At 40.0% G+C, this 17,618-nt stretch carries 20 protein-coding genes; 12 read left to right on the top strand and 8 right to left on the bottom strand.

Annotated features, from left to right (window positions below):
- Window positions 1–109: 109 nt before the first annotated feature.
- From EGM47_RS09295 to rlmH, 3 genes are all read right to left on the bottom strand, one after another.
- A complete protein-coding gene (locus EGM47_RS09295; RefSeq protein WP_124980535.1) occupies window positions 110–514 on the bottom strand; it encodes a thiol-disulfide oxidoreductase DCC family protein in 405 nt (134 codons plus the stop codon).
- Window positions 515–2,692, bottom strand: a complete 2,178-nt coding sequence (locus tag EGM47_RS09290) for an endonuclease MutS2 (RefSeq protein ID WP_124980534.1) — start codon at window positions 2,690–2,692, stop codon at window positions 515–517.
- 79 nt (window positions 2,693–2,771) lie between these two features.
- A complete protein-coding gene (gene rlmH, locus EGM47_RS09285; RefSeq protein WP_124980533.1) occupies window positions 2,772–3,245 on the bottom strand; it encodes a 23S rRNA (pseudouridine(1915)-N(3))-methyltransferase RlmH in 474 nt (157 codons plus the stop codon).
- Between the two features lie 58 nt (window positions 3,246–3,303).
- Between rlmH and nadC the strand changes: the two genes are divergently transcribed.
- The 4 genes from nadC to EGM47_RS09265 all read left to right on the top strand — a co-directional run bounded on the left by nadC (window position 3,304) and on the right by EGM47_RS09265 (window position 6,291).
- Window positions 3,304–4,170, top strand: coding sequence for a carboxylating nicotinate-nucleotide diphosphorylase (nadC, locus tag EGM47_RS09280; RefSeq protein WP_124980532.1), 867 nt, complete (start codon window positions 3,304–3,306; stop codon window positions 4,168–4,170).
- Window positions 4,163–5,095, top strand: coding sequence for a YihY/virulence factor BrkB family protein (locus tag EGM47_RS09275; protein ID WP_124980531.1), 933 nt, complete (start codon window positions 4,163–4,165; stop codon window positions 5,093–5,095). The genes nadC and EGM47_RS09275 overlap by 8 nt, the downstream gene beginning before the upstream one ends.
- Window positions 5,096–5,123: 28 nt before the next feature.
- Window positions 5,124–5,690, top strand: a complete 567-nt coding sequence (locus tag EGM47_RS09270) for a chalcone isomerase family protein (protein ID WP_124980530.1) — start codon at window positions 5,124–5,126, stop codon at window positions 5,688–5,690.
- A 169-nt stretch (window positions 5,691–5,859) separates the two neighbouring features.
- A complete protein-coding gene (locus EGM47_RS09265) occupies window positions 5,860–6,291 on the top strand; it encodes a DUF2147 domain-containing protein (protein WP_124980529.1) in 432 nt (143 codons plus the stop codon).
- Between the two features lie 70 nt (window positions 6,292–6,361).
- On the opposite strand, the gene EGM47_RS09260 is transcribed toward EGM47_RS09265, so the two are convergent.
- Complete coding sequence (locus tag EGM47_RS09260) at window positions 6,362–6,634, bottom strand: hypothetical protein (protein WP_124980528.1); 273 nt, start codon at window positions 6,632–6,634, stop codon at window positions 6,362–6,364.
- Window positions 6,635–6,735: 101 nt separating this feature from the next.
- Complete coding sequence (locus EGM47_RS09255; RefSeq protein ID WP_124980527.1) at window positions 6,736–8,040, bottom strand: DUF2254 domain-containing protein; 1,305 nt, start codon at window positions 8,038–8,040, stop codon at window positions 6,736–6,738.
- A gap of 76 nt (window positions 8,041–8,116) precedes the next feature.
- Here EGM47_RS09255 and EGM47_RS09250 point away from each other — a divergent pair, with 76 nt between their 5' ends.
- The 5 genes from EGM47_RS09250 (at window position 8,117) to EGM47_RS09230 (ending at window position 11,088) form a co-directional block, all read left to right on the top strand.
- Window positions 8,117–8,527: a tellurite resistance TerB family protein gene (locus EGM47_RS09250; protein ID WP_124980526.1), complete on the top strand. Its 411-nt coding sequence runs from the start codon at window positions 8,117–8,119 to the stop codon at window positions 8,525–8,527.
- Between the two features lie 108 nt (window positions 8,528–8,635).
- Entirely contained in the window at window positions 8,636–9,064 is a 429-nt protein-coding gene (locus tag EGM47_RS09245) for an Hsp20/alpha crystallin family protein (RefSeq protein ID WP_124980525.1), read from the top strand.
- A 305-nt stretch (window positions 9,065–9,369) separates the two neighbouring features.
- Window positions 9,370–9,564: a cold-shock protein gene (locus tag EGM47_RS09240; RefSeq protein WP_124980524.1), complete on the top strand. Its 195-nt coding sequence runs from the start codon at window positions 9,370–9,372 to the stop codon at window positions 9,562–9,564.
- 325 nt (window positions 9,565–9,889) lie between these two features.
- Complete coding sequence (locus tag EGM47_RS09235) at window positions 9,890–10,369, top strand: lipocalin family protein (RefSeq protein WP_124980523.1); 480 nt, start codon at window positions 9,890–9,892, stop codon at window positions 10,367–10,369.
- A gap of 32 nt (window positions 10,370–10,401) precedes the next feature.
- Complete coding sequence (locus tag EGM47_RS09230) at window positions 10,402–11,088, top strand: OmpA family protein (RefSeq protein WP_124980522.1); 687 nt, start codon at window positions 10,402–10,404, stop codon at window positions 11,086–11,088.
- A gap of 49 nt (window positions 11,089–11,137) precedes the next feature.
- Here the strand turns inward: EGM47_RS09230 and EGM47_RS09225 are convergent, their stop codons facing one another.
- A complete protein-coding gene (locus EGM47_RS09225; protein WP_124980521.1) occupies window positions 11,138–11,593 on the bottom strand; it encodes a tRNA (cytidine(34)-2'-O)-methyltransferase in 456 nt (151 codons plus the stop codon).
- A 178-nt stretch (window positions 11,594–11,771) separates the two neighbouring features.
- Here EGM47_RS09225 and EGM47_RS09220 point away from each other — a divergent pair, with 178 nt between their 5' ends.
- The 3 genes from EGM47_RS09220 (at window position 11,772) to EGM47_RS09210 (ending at window position 15,433) form a co-directional block, all read left to right on the top strand.
- Complete coding sequence (locus tag EGM47_RS09220) at window positions 11,772–12,830, top strand: NAD(P)-dependent alcohol dehydrogenase (RefSeq protein ID WP_124980520.1); 1,059 nt, start codon at window positions 11,772–11,774, stop codon at window positions 12,828–12,830.
- A 190-nt stretch (window positions 12,831–13,020) separates the two neighbouring features.
- Window positions 13,021–14,400 (top strand): NAD-dependent succinate-semialdehyde dehydrogenase, encoded by a 1,380-nt coding sequence (locus tag EGM47_RS09215; RefSeq protein WP_124980519.1) that lies wholly within the window; start codon window positions 13,021–13,023, stop codon window positions 14,398–14,400.
- A 118-nt stretch (window positions 14,401–14,518) separates the two neighbouring features.
- Window positions 14,519–15,433: an EamA family transporter gene (locus EGM47_RS09210; RefSeq protein ID WP_124980518.1), complete on the top strand. Its 915-nt coding sequence runs from the start codon at window positions 14,519–14,521 to the stop codon at window positions 15,431–15,433.
- A 54-nt stretch (window positions 15,434–15,487) separates the two neighbouring features.
- Here the strand turns inward: EGM47_RS09210 and EGM47_RS09205 are convergent, their stop codons facing one another.
- A complete protein-coding gene (locus tag EGM47_RS09205; RefSeq protein WP_240642377.1) occupies window positions 15,488–16,744 on the bottom strand; it encodes an MFS transporter in 1,257 nt (418 codons plus the stop codon).
- A 134-nt stretch (window positions 16,745–16,878) separates the two neighbouring features.
- The gene (locus EGM47_RS09200) at window positions 16,879–17,454 is read right to left on the bottom strand and encodes a hypothetical protein (protein ID WP_124980516.1); all 576 of its coding nucleotides are present in this window, start codon (window positions 17,452–17,454) and stop codon (window positions 16,879–16,881) included.
- Between the last annotated feature and the right edge of the window lie 164 nt (window positions 17,455–17,618).

Below are 17,618 nucleotides of genomic sequence, written 5' to 3'. Positions count from 1 at the left end.
TATACGTGGCAGATACGTTATAATGCTTGTTGAATCAGATCAACTTCTATGTCAACTCATCCAGCTACAAGAAAACTTGAAACCTCATAAGCGCGATTAATCATTAAGGCTAAGCATCCAGAAATTTGGCTTTCAGTTCTGGAGTAGGAATCATACATTGTTCCTTTTTACCAAACCATTGGTATCGATGATGCGCTATATAGTCGTAAACCGTGTTGGTCAAAAACTTTGGTAATATCAAAAGAGCAGATAATAAGGGCCAGCCTCCAGAAAGATATCGAGCAATACGCAGCGCGGCACCTGCTTTTGTATAGGCTTTACCATCGCGAATCAAAACGATTGAATCTGTTTTATCGGGATCGATTCGGTGATGAGCCAGCAGTTTACCACCGATGTCATTTTGAAGTGCGGCAAATCTATATCGATCCTTTTTATCTCGTTTAATGATAAACAAAACAGCAGAATTACAAAGGTTGCACACGCCATCAAATAGTATGATATCTGACTCTTTCATTTATTTCCCTACCTTTTCCAACCTGTCCACGTCTACCAAAGTAGTAAAGAAACCATAATTCACAGTCGCCTTTCCTTTTTCAATTTGGTCAATAGTTCCAACCGACTTGGAATCCGTAAGTCTCACTCGATCATTGACCTTTAAAATGTCTTTGGGTTTTTCGGGAGTCTTGACGGCTGGTGCTGCTTTATTTTTCTTTTTTTCCGAACGTATTCTTTCTACTTTTTGGATCACTTCGTTCTCGACTTGCTTTGCCTTACCTTTCTGACGCTTTTCTACGACCTTGTCCACCTTTTTCTTAGGAGGTCTTCTCTTGACATTTTCTGTGATGACCAACTTCATCAGTTCGTCCAATAGGAGCTTCTTTTTTTTGTTTTTGTCAAAATCTGAGGCCAACTGGTCAAATTTTTTCCCTAGCTGGATATATTTCTGATAGGAATCATACAGCTCCTGAAAGTCTTCGAGTTTCTGTTGCACCCGTTCTTGCGTGTCCTCTAATTTATTGGCTTTTTGGGTTGCCCGAACCTCTTTATCCCTGAGTTTTTCATTATTCTTCCTTAGATTTGATCTTTCCTTTTGAAGTGCCGCAATGGATTTATCAAATCTGATCTTGCCTCGCTCGACTTTCTTTTTGGCCTTATTGATCAAGGAATAAGGAATACCGTTTTTTTGTGCTACTTCAAAAGTAAAAGAGCTACCTGCTTCACCCAATTGTAATTGATACACAGGTTCTAGCGACCTGGCGTCAAAAAGCATATTTGCATTGGTCATCTCTGGTAGTTCGTTGGCCAGCATTTTTAGATTGGTATAATGCGTAGTGATGATACCATAAGACTGTCGCTCATTGAGTTCTTCCAACATGCTTTCTGCCAAAGCCCCTCCCAGTTCTGGATCCGAGCCAGTACCGAATTCATCAATTAAAAACAGCGTCTTTTCATTGGCACTACGCAAGAATCCGCGCATATTCTTTAGTCGGTAGCTGTATGTACTCAGATGATTATCGATACTTTGATTATCTCCGATGTCCGTAAGTACCTGTTCAAAAAGGCAAACCCGGCTTTTTTCATGCACGGGAATCAACATTCCCGCCTGTATCATAAGTTGCAATAGACCTATGGTTTTCAGGGTAATGGATTTCCCGCCGGCATTGGGTCCTGAAATGACAATGATTCTATTGTCAGGAGCCAGTCTGATACTTTGGGGATGGGTTTTTTCTCCACGTTCATTGTTAGATATCCACAAGAGCGGATGATAGGCATCTACCAGGTCTAGTTCCTGATGCTCGACCATCATGGGAAGTAAAGCTTTGATTTTCCTGGCGTATTTGGCCTTGGCAGAAATCAGATCTGTATGGGTGAGATACGCCCTGTATTCCTCTAATGGTGCAATATAGGGTCTAATAAAATCCGTCAATTCTTTGAGAATACGTAGTATTTCTTCCCGTTCTTCCAGCTCTAGTTCTGAAAGCTTTCGCGAAAGCGTTAATACCCGTTCAGGTTCTATATAGGAAATGCTCCCTGTTTTGGAACTCCCCATGATTTTCCCCTTGACTTTGCGTCTGTACATGGCTTTAACGGCAAGAACACGTCTATTTTCAACAACACTCTCACGAATGTCGTCCAGGTATCCCAATTGGCCATAATGGCTCAAGGCCTGACCAAAACTCCCGTTGAGTTGGCCACGCACGTTATTCATTTCGGCACGTAAATGTTTCAAAATGGGAGAAGCATCGTCCTTGATCTCGCCAAAACGATCCAGCACCTGATCCACACGGTCTGGAATGCTCTTGTCCATCGGTATATCTTCCAAGCGCTCTTGTAGCCTGGGAAACTGCTCTTGTAGTTTCTTGAAAAAAACTATGTGTTTGTTGACAGTACGAGGTAGGTGGGCCAACCGACGAATGCCTTCTTTTTCCAGTGTGCTGTTGTCAATATCCAATAGTTGTAGCTCGCGGTCGATCGCATCAAATCCATGATTGGGAATTTGATGTTCGCTACCAAAAGACCAAAGGTATTCATGCGTAGATTCCAGTTCCTTCAGAATGTTTTCCCTCCCGCGATAGGGAACCAATTCTGTCATAGCTGCCTTTCCATCTTCCGTGACGCAATAAGCAGCTGCTTGATCACGCACAACATGAAACTCCAGGTCCTGGATGGTTTTTTGGGAAATTTTCTTCATAGAATGATCACAAAAATAACATTGAAATCTCGGGCCGGTACTGGTTTTTGGAAGAAATTAGCGTCTCAGCAGTTATCCACTACTGGTGATGGTAAGGTTCGTTGCGCAAAATGCTAAAGGCGCGATAGATTTGCTCGACCGCAAATAAGCGCACCATTTGGTGTGAAAAAGTCATCTGGCTCAAAGAAAGTTTTGATTGGGCTGCTGCATAGACAGAAGGCGAGAAGCCATAAGGACCACCAATGACAAACACCAGACGTTTAAGGCCAGAAACACTACGTTTATTAATTAAGTCGGCAAATTGCATGCTGGTGTATTGCTTGCCTTTTTCATCTAGCAGCGTTACAAAATCACTCTTTTCCAATCGATCCAGGATGAGTTGGCCCTCTTTTTCCTTCTGCTGCTCCTCACTCAAGTGTTTAGTTTTTTTGAGGTCAGGAATGATTTCTAGATCAAAATTGATGTAATGTCCTAAACGATCAACGTAGATGTTAATCAATTCCTGGATACGTGAATCGTCGGTTTTTCCTACAACGAGAAGACTTATGTTCATGTTGCAAATGTAAAATCATTCTTTGTGTTTGCTTATTTTTGAAGGTAAATATTACCTAATGGATTATAACTCACCAGAAGCGCAACTTGAAATCAATCGTATCATCGACAACGCCTTAAGAGAAGATGTAGGTGACGGCGACCATAGTAGCCTTTCCTGTATTCCCGCAGCCGCACAAGGAAAAGCGCGTTTGTTGGTCAAGGACAATGGTGTGCTGGCGGGAGTCGCTTTCGCGAAAGCGGTATTTCATCAAGTGGATCCCCAATTAGAGATCCAGGTGATTAAAAATGATGGGGATCAAGTCCAGTATGGTGACGAGGCATTTTATGTGAACGGTCCTTCTCGATCAATTCTCAAGGCAGAACGGCTGGTGCTCAACGCTATGCAACGAATGAGTGCCATTGCTACCAAAACCAAGGCCTTTGTAGATATACTGGAGGGAACCAAGACCCGCATACTGGATACTAGAAAAACAACACCCGGAATAAGGATTTTGGAAAAATGGGCAGTTGATATTGGGGGCGGAGTTAATCATAGATTTGGTTTGTACGATGTGATCATGCTCAAGGATAATCATATAGATTTTGCCGGTGGAGTAGGAGCTGCTATTGAAAAAACAAAAGCCTACCTACAAGAAACCCAACGAGACCTGAAAATCATTGTAGAGGCGAGAGATTTAAAGGAAATTGAACAAATATTAGAACACGATGGAGTTTATCGTATCCTGATTGACAACTTTGATTATGAGCAAACTAAAAAAGCAGTAGCACTGATCGGAGATCAATGTCTGACAGAAAGTAGTGGAGGTATTACCCTGGACACTGCCCGGCAATATGCAGAATGTGGGGTTGATTTTATATCCAGTGGATCACTGACCCACAGTGTCTATAATATGGACCTGAGCCTGAAGGCAGTTCATGGGTAAGCTCAAACAAATACTGGATCGCATACCCGTCTTGTCATGGTTTGTGGCCATCACCAATAGGTACAAGCTCCCAGGATTTGAAGGGATGACGGCCTGGGATCTATGGGAAACTTATTCCATGGGTATTCTTCAGGGGGCATTTTCGGCGCGTGCCAGTGCTATTTCTTATAGTTTCTTTATGGCGCTCTTCCCATTTATTCTTTTTATACTCAACCTCATTCCATTCATTCAAATTGAGAACTTTCAGGAAGAGGTGTTGCTCTTTGTCAACGAACTCCTTCCGGCACAGGCGGCTGGTGCATTTGACAACATATTTAAAGAAATTGCACTTCAGGAAAACACGGGTTTATTGACGCTGGCCTTCTTGACTTCCTTATTCCTAATGTCTAACGGTATTAATGCCATTTTCAATGGCTTTGAACGCAGTTATCATGCAGAGATCAACAGGGGCTTTTTTAGACAGTATGTAGTGGCGCTGGGAGTCTCAGTTATTTTGGTGCTCTTTCTCTTTATTGGTGTAGTGGTGACCGGCGTTGTAGAATTCTGGATAGCCGAATTACGTGCCAGAGATTTTATGACAGAAGATTCCATGACCGTTTGGCTCAGCCTGATTCGTTATGTACTGTTGATCTTCATGCTCTATTTATTCATATGTACCCTGTATTATACGGGTACACGCGATGGCCGTCAAACCAAGTTTTTTTCTGTTGGCGCAGCATTTACTACTTTATTAATTATTCTATTTTCATATCTGTATGGGATCTATATTGATAATTTTTCGAGTTTCAATGAGATCTATGGATCGATCGGCGCACTATTGATATTAATGGTATACATATGGCTGAATGCCAATTTATTATTATTGGGTTTTGAATTAAATGCATCCTTAAGAGCATTAAAGGCACGGAATTTGAAATCAGTATAGTATCTTTAATCCATAATTCAATGAAAAGATGAAAAAAATACTTTTACTTGTCGTAGCGATAATCGGGACTTTTTCCTTTAGCTCGGCTCAAAAAACAATCAATGGTGTAACCGTAGAAAAGAACTTGACTGTCGCAGGACAGGAATTAAGTTTGAATGGTGCTGGTATGAGGGAAAAACTTTGGTTTGATCTTTATGTGGGAGCATTGTACACTACAAAAAAATACAGTGATGGTAATATGTTGGTCAAAGCTGATGAGGCCATGGCCATCACCTTGGATATCACTGATAGCAAGGTTACCCAAAAAAGAATGAAAGAGGCCGTAGAAGATGGCTTTGAAGACAGCTGTACCGATTCTGAAAGAGCAGCCATTAAATCAGAGATCAATACATTTGTTGGATTATTTAGTGAAGCTATTGTGGAAGGAGATCATTTTGAGATCGCCTACGCTCCAGGGAAAGGAACAATGATTTCCAAGAATGGAAAACAATTAGGAACCATTGCTGGAATGGACTTCAAAAAAGGACTTTTTGGTATCTGGTTAGGCAACGATCCGGCTGATGATGACTTGAAAGAAGGTATGTTGGGTCAATAAGCCCTTCGTAAAAAAAAATACGAAGCCGTCTAGAAAGTTCACTAACATTAATGCTCTCCAGCTGAGTTTGTCGAATACGTCTTGAATTACAAGAAGTTAAAAATATCGACAGGTTCAGTTCGACATTAAAAAGTTTCTTTTTGGACGGCTTCTATATAATATTAGGGTGATGAAAAAAACATATATTTTTATTTTGTTGGCCTTGGTTTTTGCTTTCGCGAAAGCGCAACAACAAGATATAACTGGAACATGGAAGACGGTTGATGATGAAACTGGCGTGGTAAAATCCCACGTTGAGATTTATAAGAAAGGAAATCGATACTATGGGAAGGTGGTTAAAATCCTTGATCCTGACGCTCCAGCAAATGCAACTTGTAGAGAATGTCCTGGTGACTTAAAGGATCAACCCATATTAGGCTTAGAGATTATCCGCCGTTTGGAGAAAAAAGGTAGTTCCTATAAAAATGGCGAGATCATTGACCCTGAGAATGGAAAGAAATACGATTGTAAAATATGGCTCAATGAAGACAATCCAGACTTATTGATGGTCAGAGGATATGTGCTGTTTTTGTATCGCACGCAAACCTGGCAGCGCGTCTAGTGTTATTTTACAGATCTATAAAAAAAAGTGGAGCATGATAGCTCCACTTTTTTTATTAAATAACCTTTATTTACGGTCGTTCGCGTTCTTCTAGGTTTTGATGGCGTTCTCCAGAAACACTGTAGTGTTTATTTTCTTCATCTTTAATTGGATTCGGGTTTTTTGTAGCACTGTTGGCTCTAGAAGCTATGTCCAAACCTTCGGCGGCAAAGTCTGTTTCTTCCTCTCTATGCTTCAATAAACGATCATCCCCACCGTCATTTCTCAGATTTCCAGAACGATCTCCTAAAATTTCTTTATCCTGTTCGGTTACATCGGATTGGTATTTCTTATCTTTTTTCATGGTTTTCTTTTAAAGATAAGCGATTGATCATTAGTAATGGGTTGATTTAACAGCCTTTATCATCTTCTTTTTAATGTTTTAACGCATGAATGAACAAGATTCTATTTTTGAAGCGATTGGTAGGTGAGTTCAATGGAGTCATAAATAGAATGAAGAACTTCAAGATCAAAACTATTCCCCACGGAGTCTTCGGCATCCTTGATCATTAAAGAGGCTTCCCGATGCAGGACCTTATAATAACTTGCGTCGCAGCTCTGCTTGTTTAAACACTTTAATAACATAGACAGCAACCTGTGCATCACATTCAAGTCGTGTTTGCAGTAATTGCGGTATGCGGCCAAAAAATTATAGAGCAAATGATCAAAATTCACCACGGCCAAACTTAAAGTAGGCTGATCGTCTTTATTGACCACTACATCATAGTCTTGCTTGAGCATGCGTAAGGCGATTAAGTCGGTGAGGTAGTCAATGGTATCGATAGCAGTGCCTGGATCATTTATTCCAGGGGACATGGCCTTAACGCCAATTTCAGTAATTTGCTTGAATCCGAGCACATAATTGTCACGGACTAATTCAGATTCGGAATAATTAAAATTTTTATATACCTCTTTTAGTTCATTTTCGTTGAGTTCTTTCTCTGATTTAAACATCTCAGATTTTTCAAGGATGTATTCACCTTTGGTGATGAGGATTTCGAATCGGTTGTCCAATTGATCAGCCATTTTTAGCAATCCTGGGATACTGATATTTTGGATCGTTCCGCTTTTTCTTGTCTCGTAAAGAAACCAATCAGAAGTGGCTGGAAAATCATTGTCTGTTTTGTCAGAAGTAATCAGCTGCTCCAGGCGATTGCGAGACATGTGATAAATATTTTTCAGTATGCTGTTGATCTGAATGCTAGTGGAAATGCTATGAATAAAGTACACAAAAGCTGCGATAGCAGTGATCGAACTCAAGATACCTAGAAGTACCGAAAAACCTGGTAATTGATAATCTTTCCCATCAGGCTCTATACTGATGATGGTGATAATGTTATAAAGAATAGTAGCGAGGAAAGTTCCTAGAATATATTGATGCCTGCGATTAGAGATCAAGCTAGGTAAGACACGAGGAGAGTAATTGGCCGCCGCCTGACTCAGCAACAGCATTACCATAGAGAAGGAAAATACCAACATTGAAACCCCGCTGGCAATTAAGGTGGTGAGGATATTTCTTGCCGTCTCGATATCATCGATGACCAAGGTGGGGACATTTTCTTGTAGGAAACCAGAAATATTTTGTCCTTCTGCCCATTTCATGACCAAAGCAAACAAAATGGCTGTAATGGCGTAAAAGGTAGGGTAGAACGCGATGCTGCTGGTTAGGGTATTGAAAAATGATTTAATTCTTAGGTAAAGTGCCTTCATAGGCTTAAAAGTACGATCCAGCAGAGTAAGTAAATCCTAAGTTATTCTTATTTTCACGGTCCTTACTATATATCTTATGACCTATACTACGGAAGAAAGAAAGCAGATTTTAGGTGCGCTTATACAGATGGCACTAGCGGATGGGCAACTTCAAAAGGAGGAAATTGCCTTCATTACGAGTGTGGCAAAACGCATGGAAATAGGTGGTCAGGAAGTTCAGCATATGCTGAAGAATCCAGAAAATTTAAAAACTGTAGTACCTCAAGATTACACAAAGCGTATTGTTCATTTTCACCGCATGATGTTGATGATGCATATTGATGGTCATGTGGATGATCAGGAATTGCAGTTGTTACATGAAGTCGGTCTTCAATTTGGTTTCCGAAAGACTACTATTGATGCTTTGTTAAAAACGATGTCCAAATATCCCCACGGAGATATTCCTCCCTCTGAACTGATGCAGATTCATGTATCTAATCAAAACTAATTGTCATCTTGTCATGCGTTCAAGCTTGATTTAACGACATTATGTCTTGTTTTGTGAATGGTATTTTATTTGTCTGGTACAAGTCAAATAACTTTTAAAATTAATATCATGAAACTTGCACATAGAACAACAAACAATTGGTTGCCAACTTTGATTGATGAGATGTTTAACAATGACTTTTTGGGTGGAACTGTCACTGCAAAAAGTTTTGTTCCAGCCGTCAATATTTCTGAAAAGGATGAATCTTTTGTGTTGGAAATGAGTATTCCAGGCTTTAAAAAGGAAGATGTTCAAATTGAGGTTGATCAAGATCTTTTGACCATTTCTTCTGAAGTAGAGACTACTAATGAGGATACAACCGAGCAATTTACTCGTAAGGAATTCCACAAGCAATCTTTTAAAAGAAGCTTTAACCTGCCTGAGAGCATTAATCAGGACAAGATTGACGCTTCTTATGAAAATGGAATCTTGAGTATTAGTCTTCCTAAAAAAGAAGAAGCCTTACCTCAACCTAAAAGGATGATATCTCTTAAATAAGACGAAATCACCAATACGATAAGTCCAGTTCGCCAGTGCGGATTGGACTTATTTTTTTAAAAGCAATTCAGATAAACGCAAAAAATGGGAATAACGATAACAGAGAGATATTTGCTCCAATGGATGTCTAGCTATTTTCAAACGAAGCGTTAAATTTTAAAGGGTATCATTAGATGGCGTAAAATGGCTAAGATTTATAAAGGAATTTAACGATTTGAAATATATTTTCAAATAATTGAGTTAAAATGTTGATGCTGATCTATTAAAAACTATCTTTGTACCTTAATTAATTATAAATTTTTATCATGAGTACAGGTACCGTAAAATTTTACAACGACGCCAAAGGTTTTGGGTTCATCACTGAAGAAGAAACCGGAACTGAGCATTTTGCTCACGCAACAGGTCTTATCGACGAGATCCGTGAAGGCGACAAAGTAGAATTTGAACTTAAAGAAGGAAGAAAAGGGCTTAATGCCGTTAATGTAAGAGTGATCGACTAAGGTCACCATTATATCATTTTCAAGACCCATCAAAATTTGATGGGTCTTTTTTTTGCCCTAAATCTTCTACATTTCTTCATTGGCAGGTAGGTTGATGGTTGCTTCATTCTTTTAAGCTACAATTTCTTACCGATAATTCGTCACATCTGGAGGTATAAAAATATATTCACTCTTACAAGGTTGGTCAGTCTCACCGCCAGGTTTTCAAATGCGTATTTGAACTCTCTTTAATTTACAATATCTTAACCTATTTTAGTTAAACTTGGTTAATATCTCATTTTTCTTTCCTACACCTATTTAATTTTGATTGAAAATTATATTAATCATGAAAAAATCAATATTTGGAATTGTGCTAAGCTTATTTCTCATAAGTTGTGGAAGTACTACCAATGCAGTTAAGCAAAAAGAACGAACCGTTAGGGGGAACTGGACCATCCAAAGTGTCACTTATGATGGTGTAGAAGATGCAGAAACCATTTTATTACAGGATGTGTCTGCCGACTGTTTTGAAGGCAGCGACTGGTATTTTGTGGCCAATAATAATCGTGGTACCTATACAATTAATGACATCAATTGCAATACCGGAGAACGTAAATTCATCTGGACTGTTCCTGGTAATGAGGACTTTGTTGAAGGAAACCTACTGATCAAAGTTACCGGTGATGATTACAAATCTGAAACTAATGCTGGTTATAGTGTTCAGGTGTCGAACCTTTCTGAATATGCTATGACATGGACCATTCCAGCCAGCATATACGGAAAGTCAATCAATGTCAATATGAATTTTATTAAGGTCTCTGAGTAAACCAAAAACTATATAATATTAAATCAAAACTTATGAAAACTAGAATAGCAATATTTGCCTTATCTATATTACTGGCAACAAGTTGTCAATCCCTTCAGAATACAAACAAACAGCAACGTGGAACCGCTATTGGAGCGGCTGGTGGTGCTGTATTGGGGATGATCATTGGAAACAACGTGGGAGATGGAGATAATCAAACTGAAGGTGCCGTGATCGGTGCAGTTGTCGGTGGTGTAGCAGGAAATATCATCGGTCGTAAAATGGACAAGCAAGCGCAGGAAATTGAAGCTACTTTGCCAGGTGCAGAAGTTGAACGTGTAGGAGAGGGTATTGTGGTGACTTTTGACGAGGGTAGCGGAGTAAAGTTTGCGACAAATCAATCTTCATTGAATGAATCTTCGAAAGCCACTTTGGATAAATTATTAAATGTCATGAATGAATATCCAGGAACCGAAGTTTTGGTGTCTGGTCATACTGACAGCCAGGGTAGTGCAGATTACAATATGGAGCTTTCGCGAAAGCGTGCTGCTAGTGTAAGAGATTACTTAGGAACACATGGTATTCCTATGAGTCGTATCGCCATGACTTATAGTGGTGAAAGTAATCCAGTAGCTACGAATGATACCCCAGAAGGTCGTGCCCAAAATAGAAGGGTAGAGATCGGTATCGTCGCTGGAGAAGAAATGCGTCGTGAGGCTGAAATGGAGGCCAAGCAATAATTTGCCATCAATACTAATTAAAACCTGCTTTTTTGAAGGCAGGTTTTTTTTATGCTCGTAACTGCCGTAATCCCTCATAAACAGTAACAGCAACCGCGTTGGCCAAGTTGATACTACGGATATGGGGACTGTGAAGGGGGATTTTATATACCTGTTGGGGAAATTGATCAACAATAGCTTTAGACAACCCAGCTGATTCTTTTCCAAATAACAACATCATGTCATCCTTAAAGGGAATAGTCGTATAATCTTGATTACCGTGACTACTCAACAAGGCCAGTGTTCTATGCTTGTTTCGCTGTAGAAATTCATCAAAGCTTTCGTAAATATATAGTTCTATATGCTGCCAATAATCCAGCCCAGCTCTCTTCAGGCGTTTGTCCGTAATTTCAAACCCCAATGGCTTCACCAGATGCAATGCTGCACCTGTTGCCAAGCTCAATCGGCCGATGTTACCCGTATTGGTATGTATTTCCGGTTCTACTAGTACGATGTGAAGCGGCATAAATTTTTTCTGCAAAGATAAACTGCTTTTTAGGTTTTGAATTCAGGTACAGTTTGATAGGATTTTCAGAGATGCTTGGCTCTACCGTGTTTTCTAGCGATCAAATTTATACCACTAGCTTTAACGCACTATTAACCCCTAAAGCAGGACTGATACCTTATTTTTAAATAAAAAGAATATGCAAGAAATTAAGGCTTACGGAGCGCAGGATAAAGATGCTGATCTAAAGGAAATGACGATCAAAAGAAGGGATATGAATCCCAATGATGTCAAAATAGAGATTCTATATTGTGGCGTATGTCACAGTGATATTCACGCCAAGAATAATGATTGGGGAAATGCCAAATATCCCATTGTACCAGGTCATGAGATCATCGGGAAAGTAGTTCAAGTAGGAGCAGACGTCTCTAAGTACGATGAAGGTGACTTAGTCGGCGTTGGTTGCATGGTGGATTCCTGTCAGGAATGCAGTGCATGCGAAGAGGATCTTGAGCAGTTTTGTGAGAACGGCATGACAGGAACTTATAATGGTAAAGACCGAATTGGTGGTGCTGAGAGTGATCATACCTTTGGTGGATATTCCACCAGCATTACCGTTCAAGAGGATTTTGTATTAAAAATTCCTGAAAATATTGATACCAAAGCGGTAGCTCCATTGCTGTGTGCAGGTATTACTACTTATTCGCCACTTAACCATTGGAATATCAAAAAAGGAGATAAAGTAGGCGTTGTCGGTCTGGGTGGTTTAGGCCATATGGGGATTAAATTTGCTGCTGCTATGGGCGCAGAAACCTATATGATTACCACCTCTCCAGATAAAGCAGAGGATGCCAAAGCACTGGGCGCGGACGGAGTAATCTTATCCAAAGAGGAAGATCAACTCAATAAACATAAAGGCAGTTTTGACTTTATTCTCAACACCGTACCCGTCAAACACGATATCAACCCTTATTTAAATTTACTTAAAAGAGATGCCACGATGTGTATGGTTGGTGCTATTGAACCTCTAGAGCCAATGCACGGAGGGAATGTGATCATGGGTAGAAAGCGTGTGTCTGGATCTTTAATCGGAGGTATAAAAGAAACTCAAGAGATGCTGGATTTCTGTGGTGAAAAAAATATTACCTGTGATGTGGAAATGATTCGAATGGACGAAATAAATACAGCGTTCCAACGGGTGCAAGACAGTGATGTGAAATATAGATTTGTGATCGATATGCAGTCGCTGAAAAATTAGGGCCAACAGGCTGTTGCTTACAAAGGTTGGGGTCATTCCCAAACTTTTTTAATATACCATAGGTAGAGCGAGAGAGATGAGATGGAGGCAGTGACGATTAATTGTCCCAAAATTAACGCTTACTCCGTGTTTGTTGGTAGACCGTTAACTAAGCCTGGGCTTTTAATAGTTTACATTTAAAATAAAAACTATGAGTCATTCAATTACCACTATCAACCCAGCCACGGGAAAAGAAATACAAAGTTACAATTTGATGTCTAGGGACAAAGCTATTGAGGCTGTAACCAATTCTCACAATGCATTTCTAAATTGGAAGAGACAGTCATTTGACCACAGGGCGTCGATTATAAAAAATATCGGCAAGAAGCTGGAAGAACACAAAGAATCTTTCGCCAAATTAATGACCCAAGAAATGGGGAAATTGATCAAACAAGGTCACCAAGAAATGGATTTATGTATTGGGATCTGTGACTATACCGCCCAAACTGGACCAGAAGAATTACAGGACGAAACCAAGGAACTTGCAGATGGAGGAAAAGGTATTGTCACTTATTCACCTCTTGGCGTCATCTACGGTATCCAACCTTGGAATTTTCCAGCTTATCAAGTTATTCGATATGCCATTGTTAATTTGATGGCGGGAAATGGTGTTTTGTTAAAACATGCTGAAAACGTAACTGGATGTGCCCTTAAACTTCAAGAAATTTTTGAAGAGGCTGGGCTTCCCAAACACCTCTTTACCGTATTAGTGATTGATCACGACACCAGTGACGAGATTATAGCTCATGACTTAGTAAGGGGAGTAACTTTTACTGGGAGCGCAGGAGCAGGTAGTGGAATCGCTGAGAAGGCAGGCAAGGCCATAAAAAAAACCGTGATGGAACTGGGTAGTAATGATGCGTATATAGTTTTAGAAGACGCGGATGTTGAAATGGCTGTAAAAACCTGTACCAACGGTAGAATTTATAACAATGGAGAGACATGTGTTGCTGCTAAGCGTTTTATAGTTGTAGGCCAGGTCTACGATACCTTCAAAAAAGGCTTTGTGGAAAGAATGAGTAAAATCAAACATGGTGACCCCACAGACGAGAGTTCGCAATTAGGACCTATGGCACGTAAGGACCTAAGGGAAAAGCTTCATGACCAAGTGAAGGAAAGTGTCAACAACGGAGCAGAGGTACTTTGTGGTGGGGCTCTGCCAGATGGTGATGGCTATTATTACCCATCTACGGTATTGGGGAACGTAAAGCCTGGGCAACCTGCCTATGATGAGGAATTATTTGGTCCAGTGGCTTCTTTAATCAAAGCTAAGGATCAAGAGGATGCTATGCGTATTGCCAATGACAGCCGTTTTGGATTAGGAGGAGGAATTTTTACCAAAGACCAAGAAAAAGCGGTCGAATTAGCTCGAGATCATTTTGATACAGGTATGGTATTTATCAATTCGTTTGGTTTAGCGCAGGTAGATATGCCCTTTGGCGGAGTAAAAGATAGCGGCTATGGTCGTGAGCATGGTGGGTTTGGTATCAAGGAATTTGTTAATGCCAAGGCCATCAACATTTTGGAGTAAATCTATTTCTTTAATTTAGATAAGTAAAAAAAAAACCGTTGGGCAACCAACGGTTTTTTTACGTGCCTTTTACTAAATAAGAGGGCCTCGTCAACAGTATAAATTGTAATTTGCGGACATGAGAAAACAAACCATTCTCTTTATACTGGCCTTCTTTTGTATCTATGTTTTTTGGGGTTCCACCTTCCTTTGGAATAAAATGGCAGTAACACAATTACCACCGCTTATGCTGGCAGGTATCCGGTTCACAACGGCTGGCACTATCATTTTCATCATTGCAAGATTATTAGGGCATTCTTTAGGAATAACCAGACGCCAACTGTTTAATTCGGTGCTGGCTGGTTTTTTGTTCCTATCTTATGGAAACGGTGTTTTTGTTTGGGCCTTACGATATGTAGATACCGGCTTTGCTGCTTTATTGGCGGCTTTACAACCCTTATTTATTCTCTTGCTCATGCGCGCTGTGCAAAAGAAAGCACTTCAACCCAAATCCATCATTGGTGTTCTACTCGGTTTGTTCGGAATGTACCTATTGGTCAGTCAGCAATCTATTTCTGCTGAAGGTAATGGATGGATAGGGATAATCATGATCTTAACTTGTATCCTCAGTTGGAGTTCTGGAAGTCTTTTTGTTGCCCAGGCCGATGTACCTAGCAACTTTTTTGTATCCACTGGATACCAAATGATATCAGCAGGCTTGATTCTTTGTATAGTTAGTCCTTTAATTGGAGAGGAATGGGTAAATATTCTTGATTGGACGCCAAATACATTCATTGCGATGGGTTGTCTGGTTTTATTCGGAAGTATTGCCGCTTTTACCTCTTTCAACTACTTGCTAAAAAAGATATCTCCAGAAAAAGTCGCTACCAGTTCATATGTCAATCCAGTTATTGCTTTATTCTTAGGCTGGTACTTTTTAGAAGAGCGCATCAGTCTGCAATCATTGATCGCTGCAGCTGTTTTGCTTACAGGTGTTTACTTTATCAACAACAGAAAAAAACGAAAACTCCCTCCAGCAAAATCAAAGGCCTGATCCATCGCCAATGTTGAAAGCCGCAAACTGTTATACGATCTAAGCTAATCTGAATTATATTGTTGCTTGAACTCTTGAAGTCGACGGTGTCTTATGCAGCCGGTGAAATAAAATTGTTGCGATCAACCCAATAACAGCAAAAACTGCCAGCATCAAAAATACATGCTGAAAACCTACCGGGCCAGGAGTACCATCCAGTAGCAATCCGATAGCAGGCCCCATGAATATATCAGGGGTATATCCCACCAGCGAGATCAGACCCACAGCAGTTCCTGTTACCGCCAACGGAATGTGGCCTTCTTGAATGGCTGAAAAATAAAGAGTTCTAAAAGCGTATACGCCAGTTGCAGTGATGATGATTGAAGTCCAGAAAAGCAGACTGGTGGAAGGTCCAATCCAGCCACTGGCCATCAAGAAGGCTCCCAACAAGGTTAGGAGAAAACCAATGATCATCATGAGCGAACTTCGGGTCTGGTCAGCCAATAGCCCTATTATTACGGATATAAATATGCGTATACCCAATAGGTCGCGGCCTATCTCGGCTGAACGTATCTGGTCGTATTGCATTATTTCATTGGCATATTGAGAATAAATGTCGGTAATCTTATAGCCAGTATAGGCGCAAACGATAATTACCATTAATAAATAAACCGCAGGCATGCGCAAGACTGTGAAGTAATCTCTGACTATGTCTTGCCAAGGCAGGCGAGAAGAGGTGGATGGCAAGTTTGCTGAAATATCCTTCATAAAGAAAAACACCAAAACACCCACGCTGATAATTATGGCAGCGACCAATTGTAAAACTTTAGAAAAGGCCTCTTTTTGCTCGCTGAAAGCGGAAAGATTGATGTCTTTTAGCAGGAATAAGCCAAAAAGAGAAATGGCCAAAAAACCAAAGAGCCATGATGTCGCGCCACGACCACCATCGAGCAATCCAAAAGCCAGTCCTTGACGCGATGTTCCACCCCAAATACGGGTAGCTTTAATCATCGCCGCCCAAAAGAGAAAAATAGTGGTAAAGCCCCAGTAACCGTATAACAAACCTAAATAAAATCCAGAAGGGAAGGTGGCCATGTAAAATCCACCCAATCCTGTCAATAGCAAGGATATGGACATTAAATATCTAGGAGAAAACCGGTCGGCCAGTTGACCTCCAAACAAGTAGGAAAACAATGCGACTACGCCGTAAATCGAAAAACAGGTTCCTAATTCAGTGTTGTTCAATTCAAACAATTCCAATACGGTAGGGCGAAATATCCTGGGAAGAACAAAAGGTAAGATAAAGTTGGCTTCACCAGCTAATACCAGCAAAGCAATTTGAATTATCTTGGTGAATTGTGGATGGATAAGTCAGTTTTATGGTAAAAATACTGAAACCAAAACAATACGCATAAAAAATGGACCACCTTCAAGGCAGTCCATTCTTCACGTTATAGTTAAGCCCCTTACAGCTGAAACTCTTGGATAAATTCATGGCCAGCAGACTTTGTGAGTACAATGTAAGTACCTGGCTTATCTGCGGCCAACTGATAGATACGCTTTAAGTACTGTTCTCCGTTAAGAACATCCTCTTGTATCAAAACACCTTCATAATATACTTGAACTTCCAGGTCCTGGTTGTCAGTAGATAATTGAGAAATATAGATTCTGTTCTTACGCAGACTTACGGTAGGTTTAAAAAATACATTTTCAGAATCCTTGATAAACTTAACCGCACCATTCTTTACGTTGAATTTTTTAGTAACAATCTCAACATCTTTATTTAATTCAAAGCTATAGATCCCGTCTTCTAATGTGGTCAAATCGAAGTACTGGGTATAACTACCGTCGCGGACAATATTTTCTTTATATAAAACCAATTCGCTTGCATCTTTGACGCTTAGCAAATGACCTTTTCTAACGTTGTCAAAGCTGATGGTAGTAATATTTTTACCTGGTCGGCTCGGTGCGAGCTCACCTGCAAATACCATAACAGCGTTGAATAATACCAATACGAACAGAATTTTTTTAAGTGCTTTCATCATTTTCTTTTTAGGAGTGATTGACGGTACAAAGTTAATTTGCTATGCTCGCATAAAAAACAACCAATTTGACCATAAAATATAGTATATTGACATATGATATACTATCTATAACGTTATAGTGTTATTTTAGAACATTTTTAAGAATTTTGCCTATACTTTTA

This window comes from Nonlabens xiamenensis (assembly GCF_003865345.1).
Lineage (GTDB): Bacteria > Bacteroidota > Bacteroidia > Flavobacteriales > Flavobacteriaceae > Nonlabens > Nonlabens xiamenensis.
Note: the sequence above shows the minus strand (reverse complement) of the source record. Positions and strands in the feature narration are given on the sequence as shown.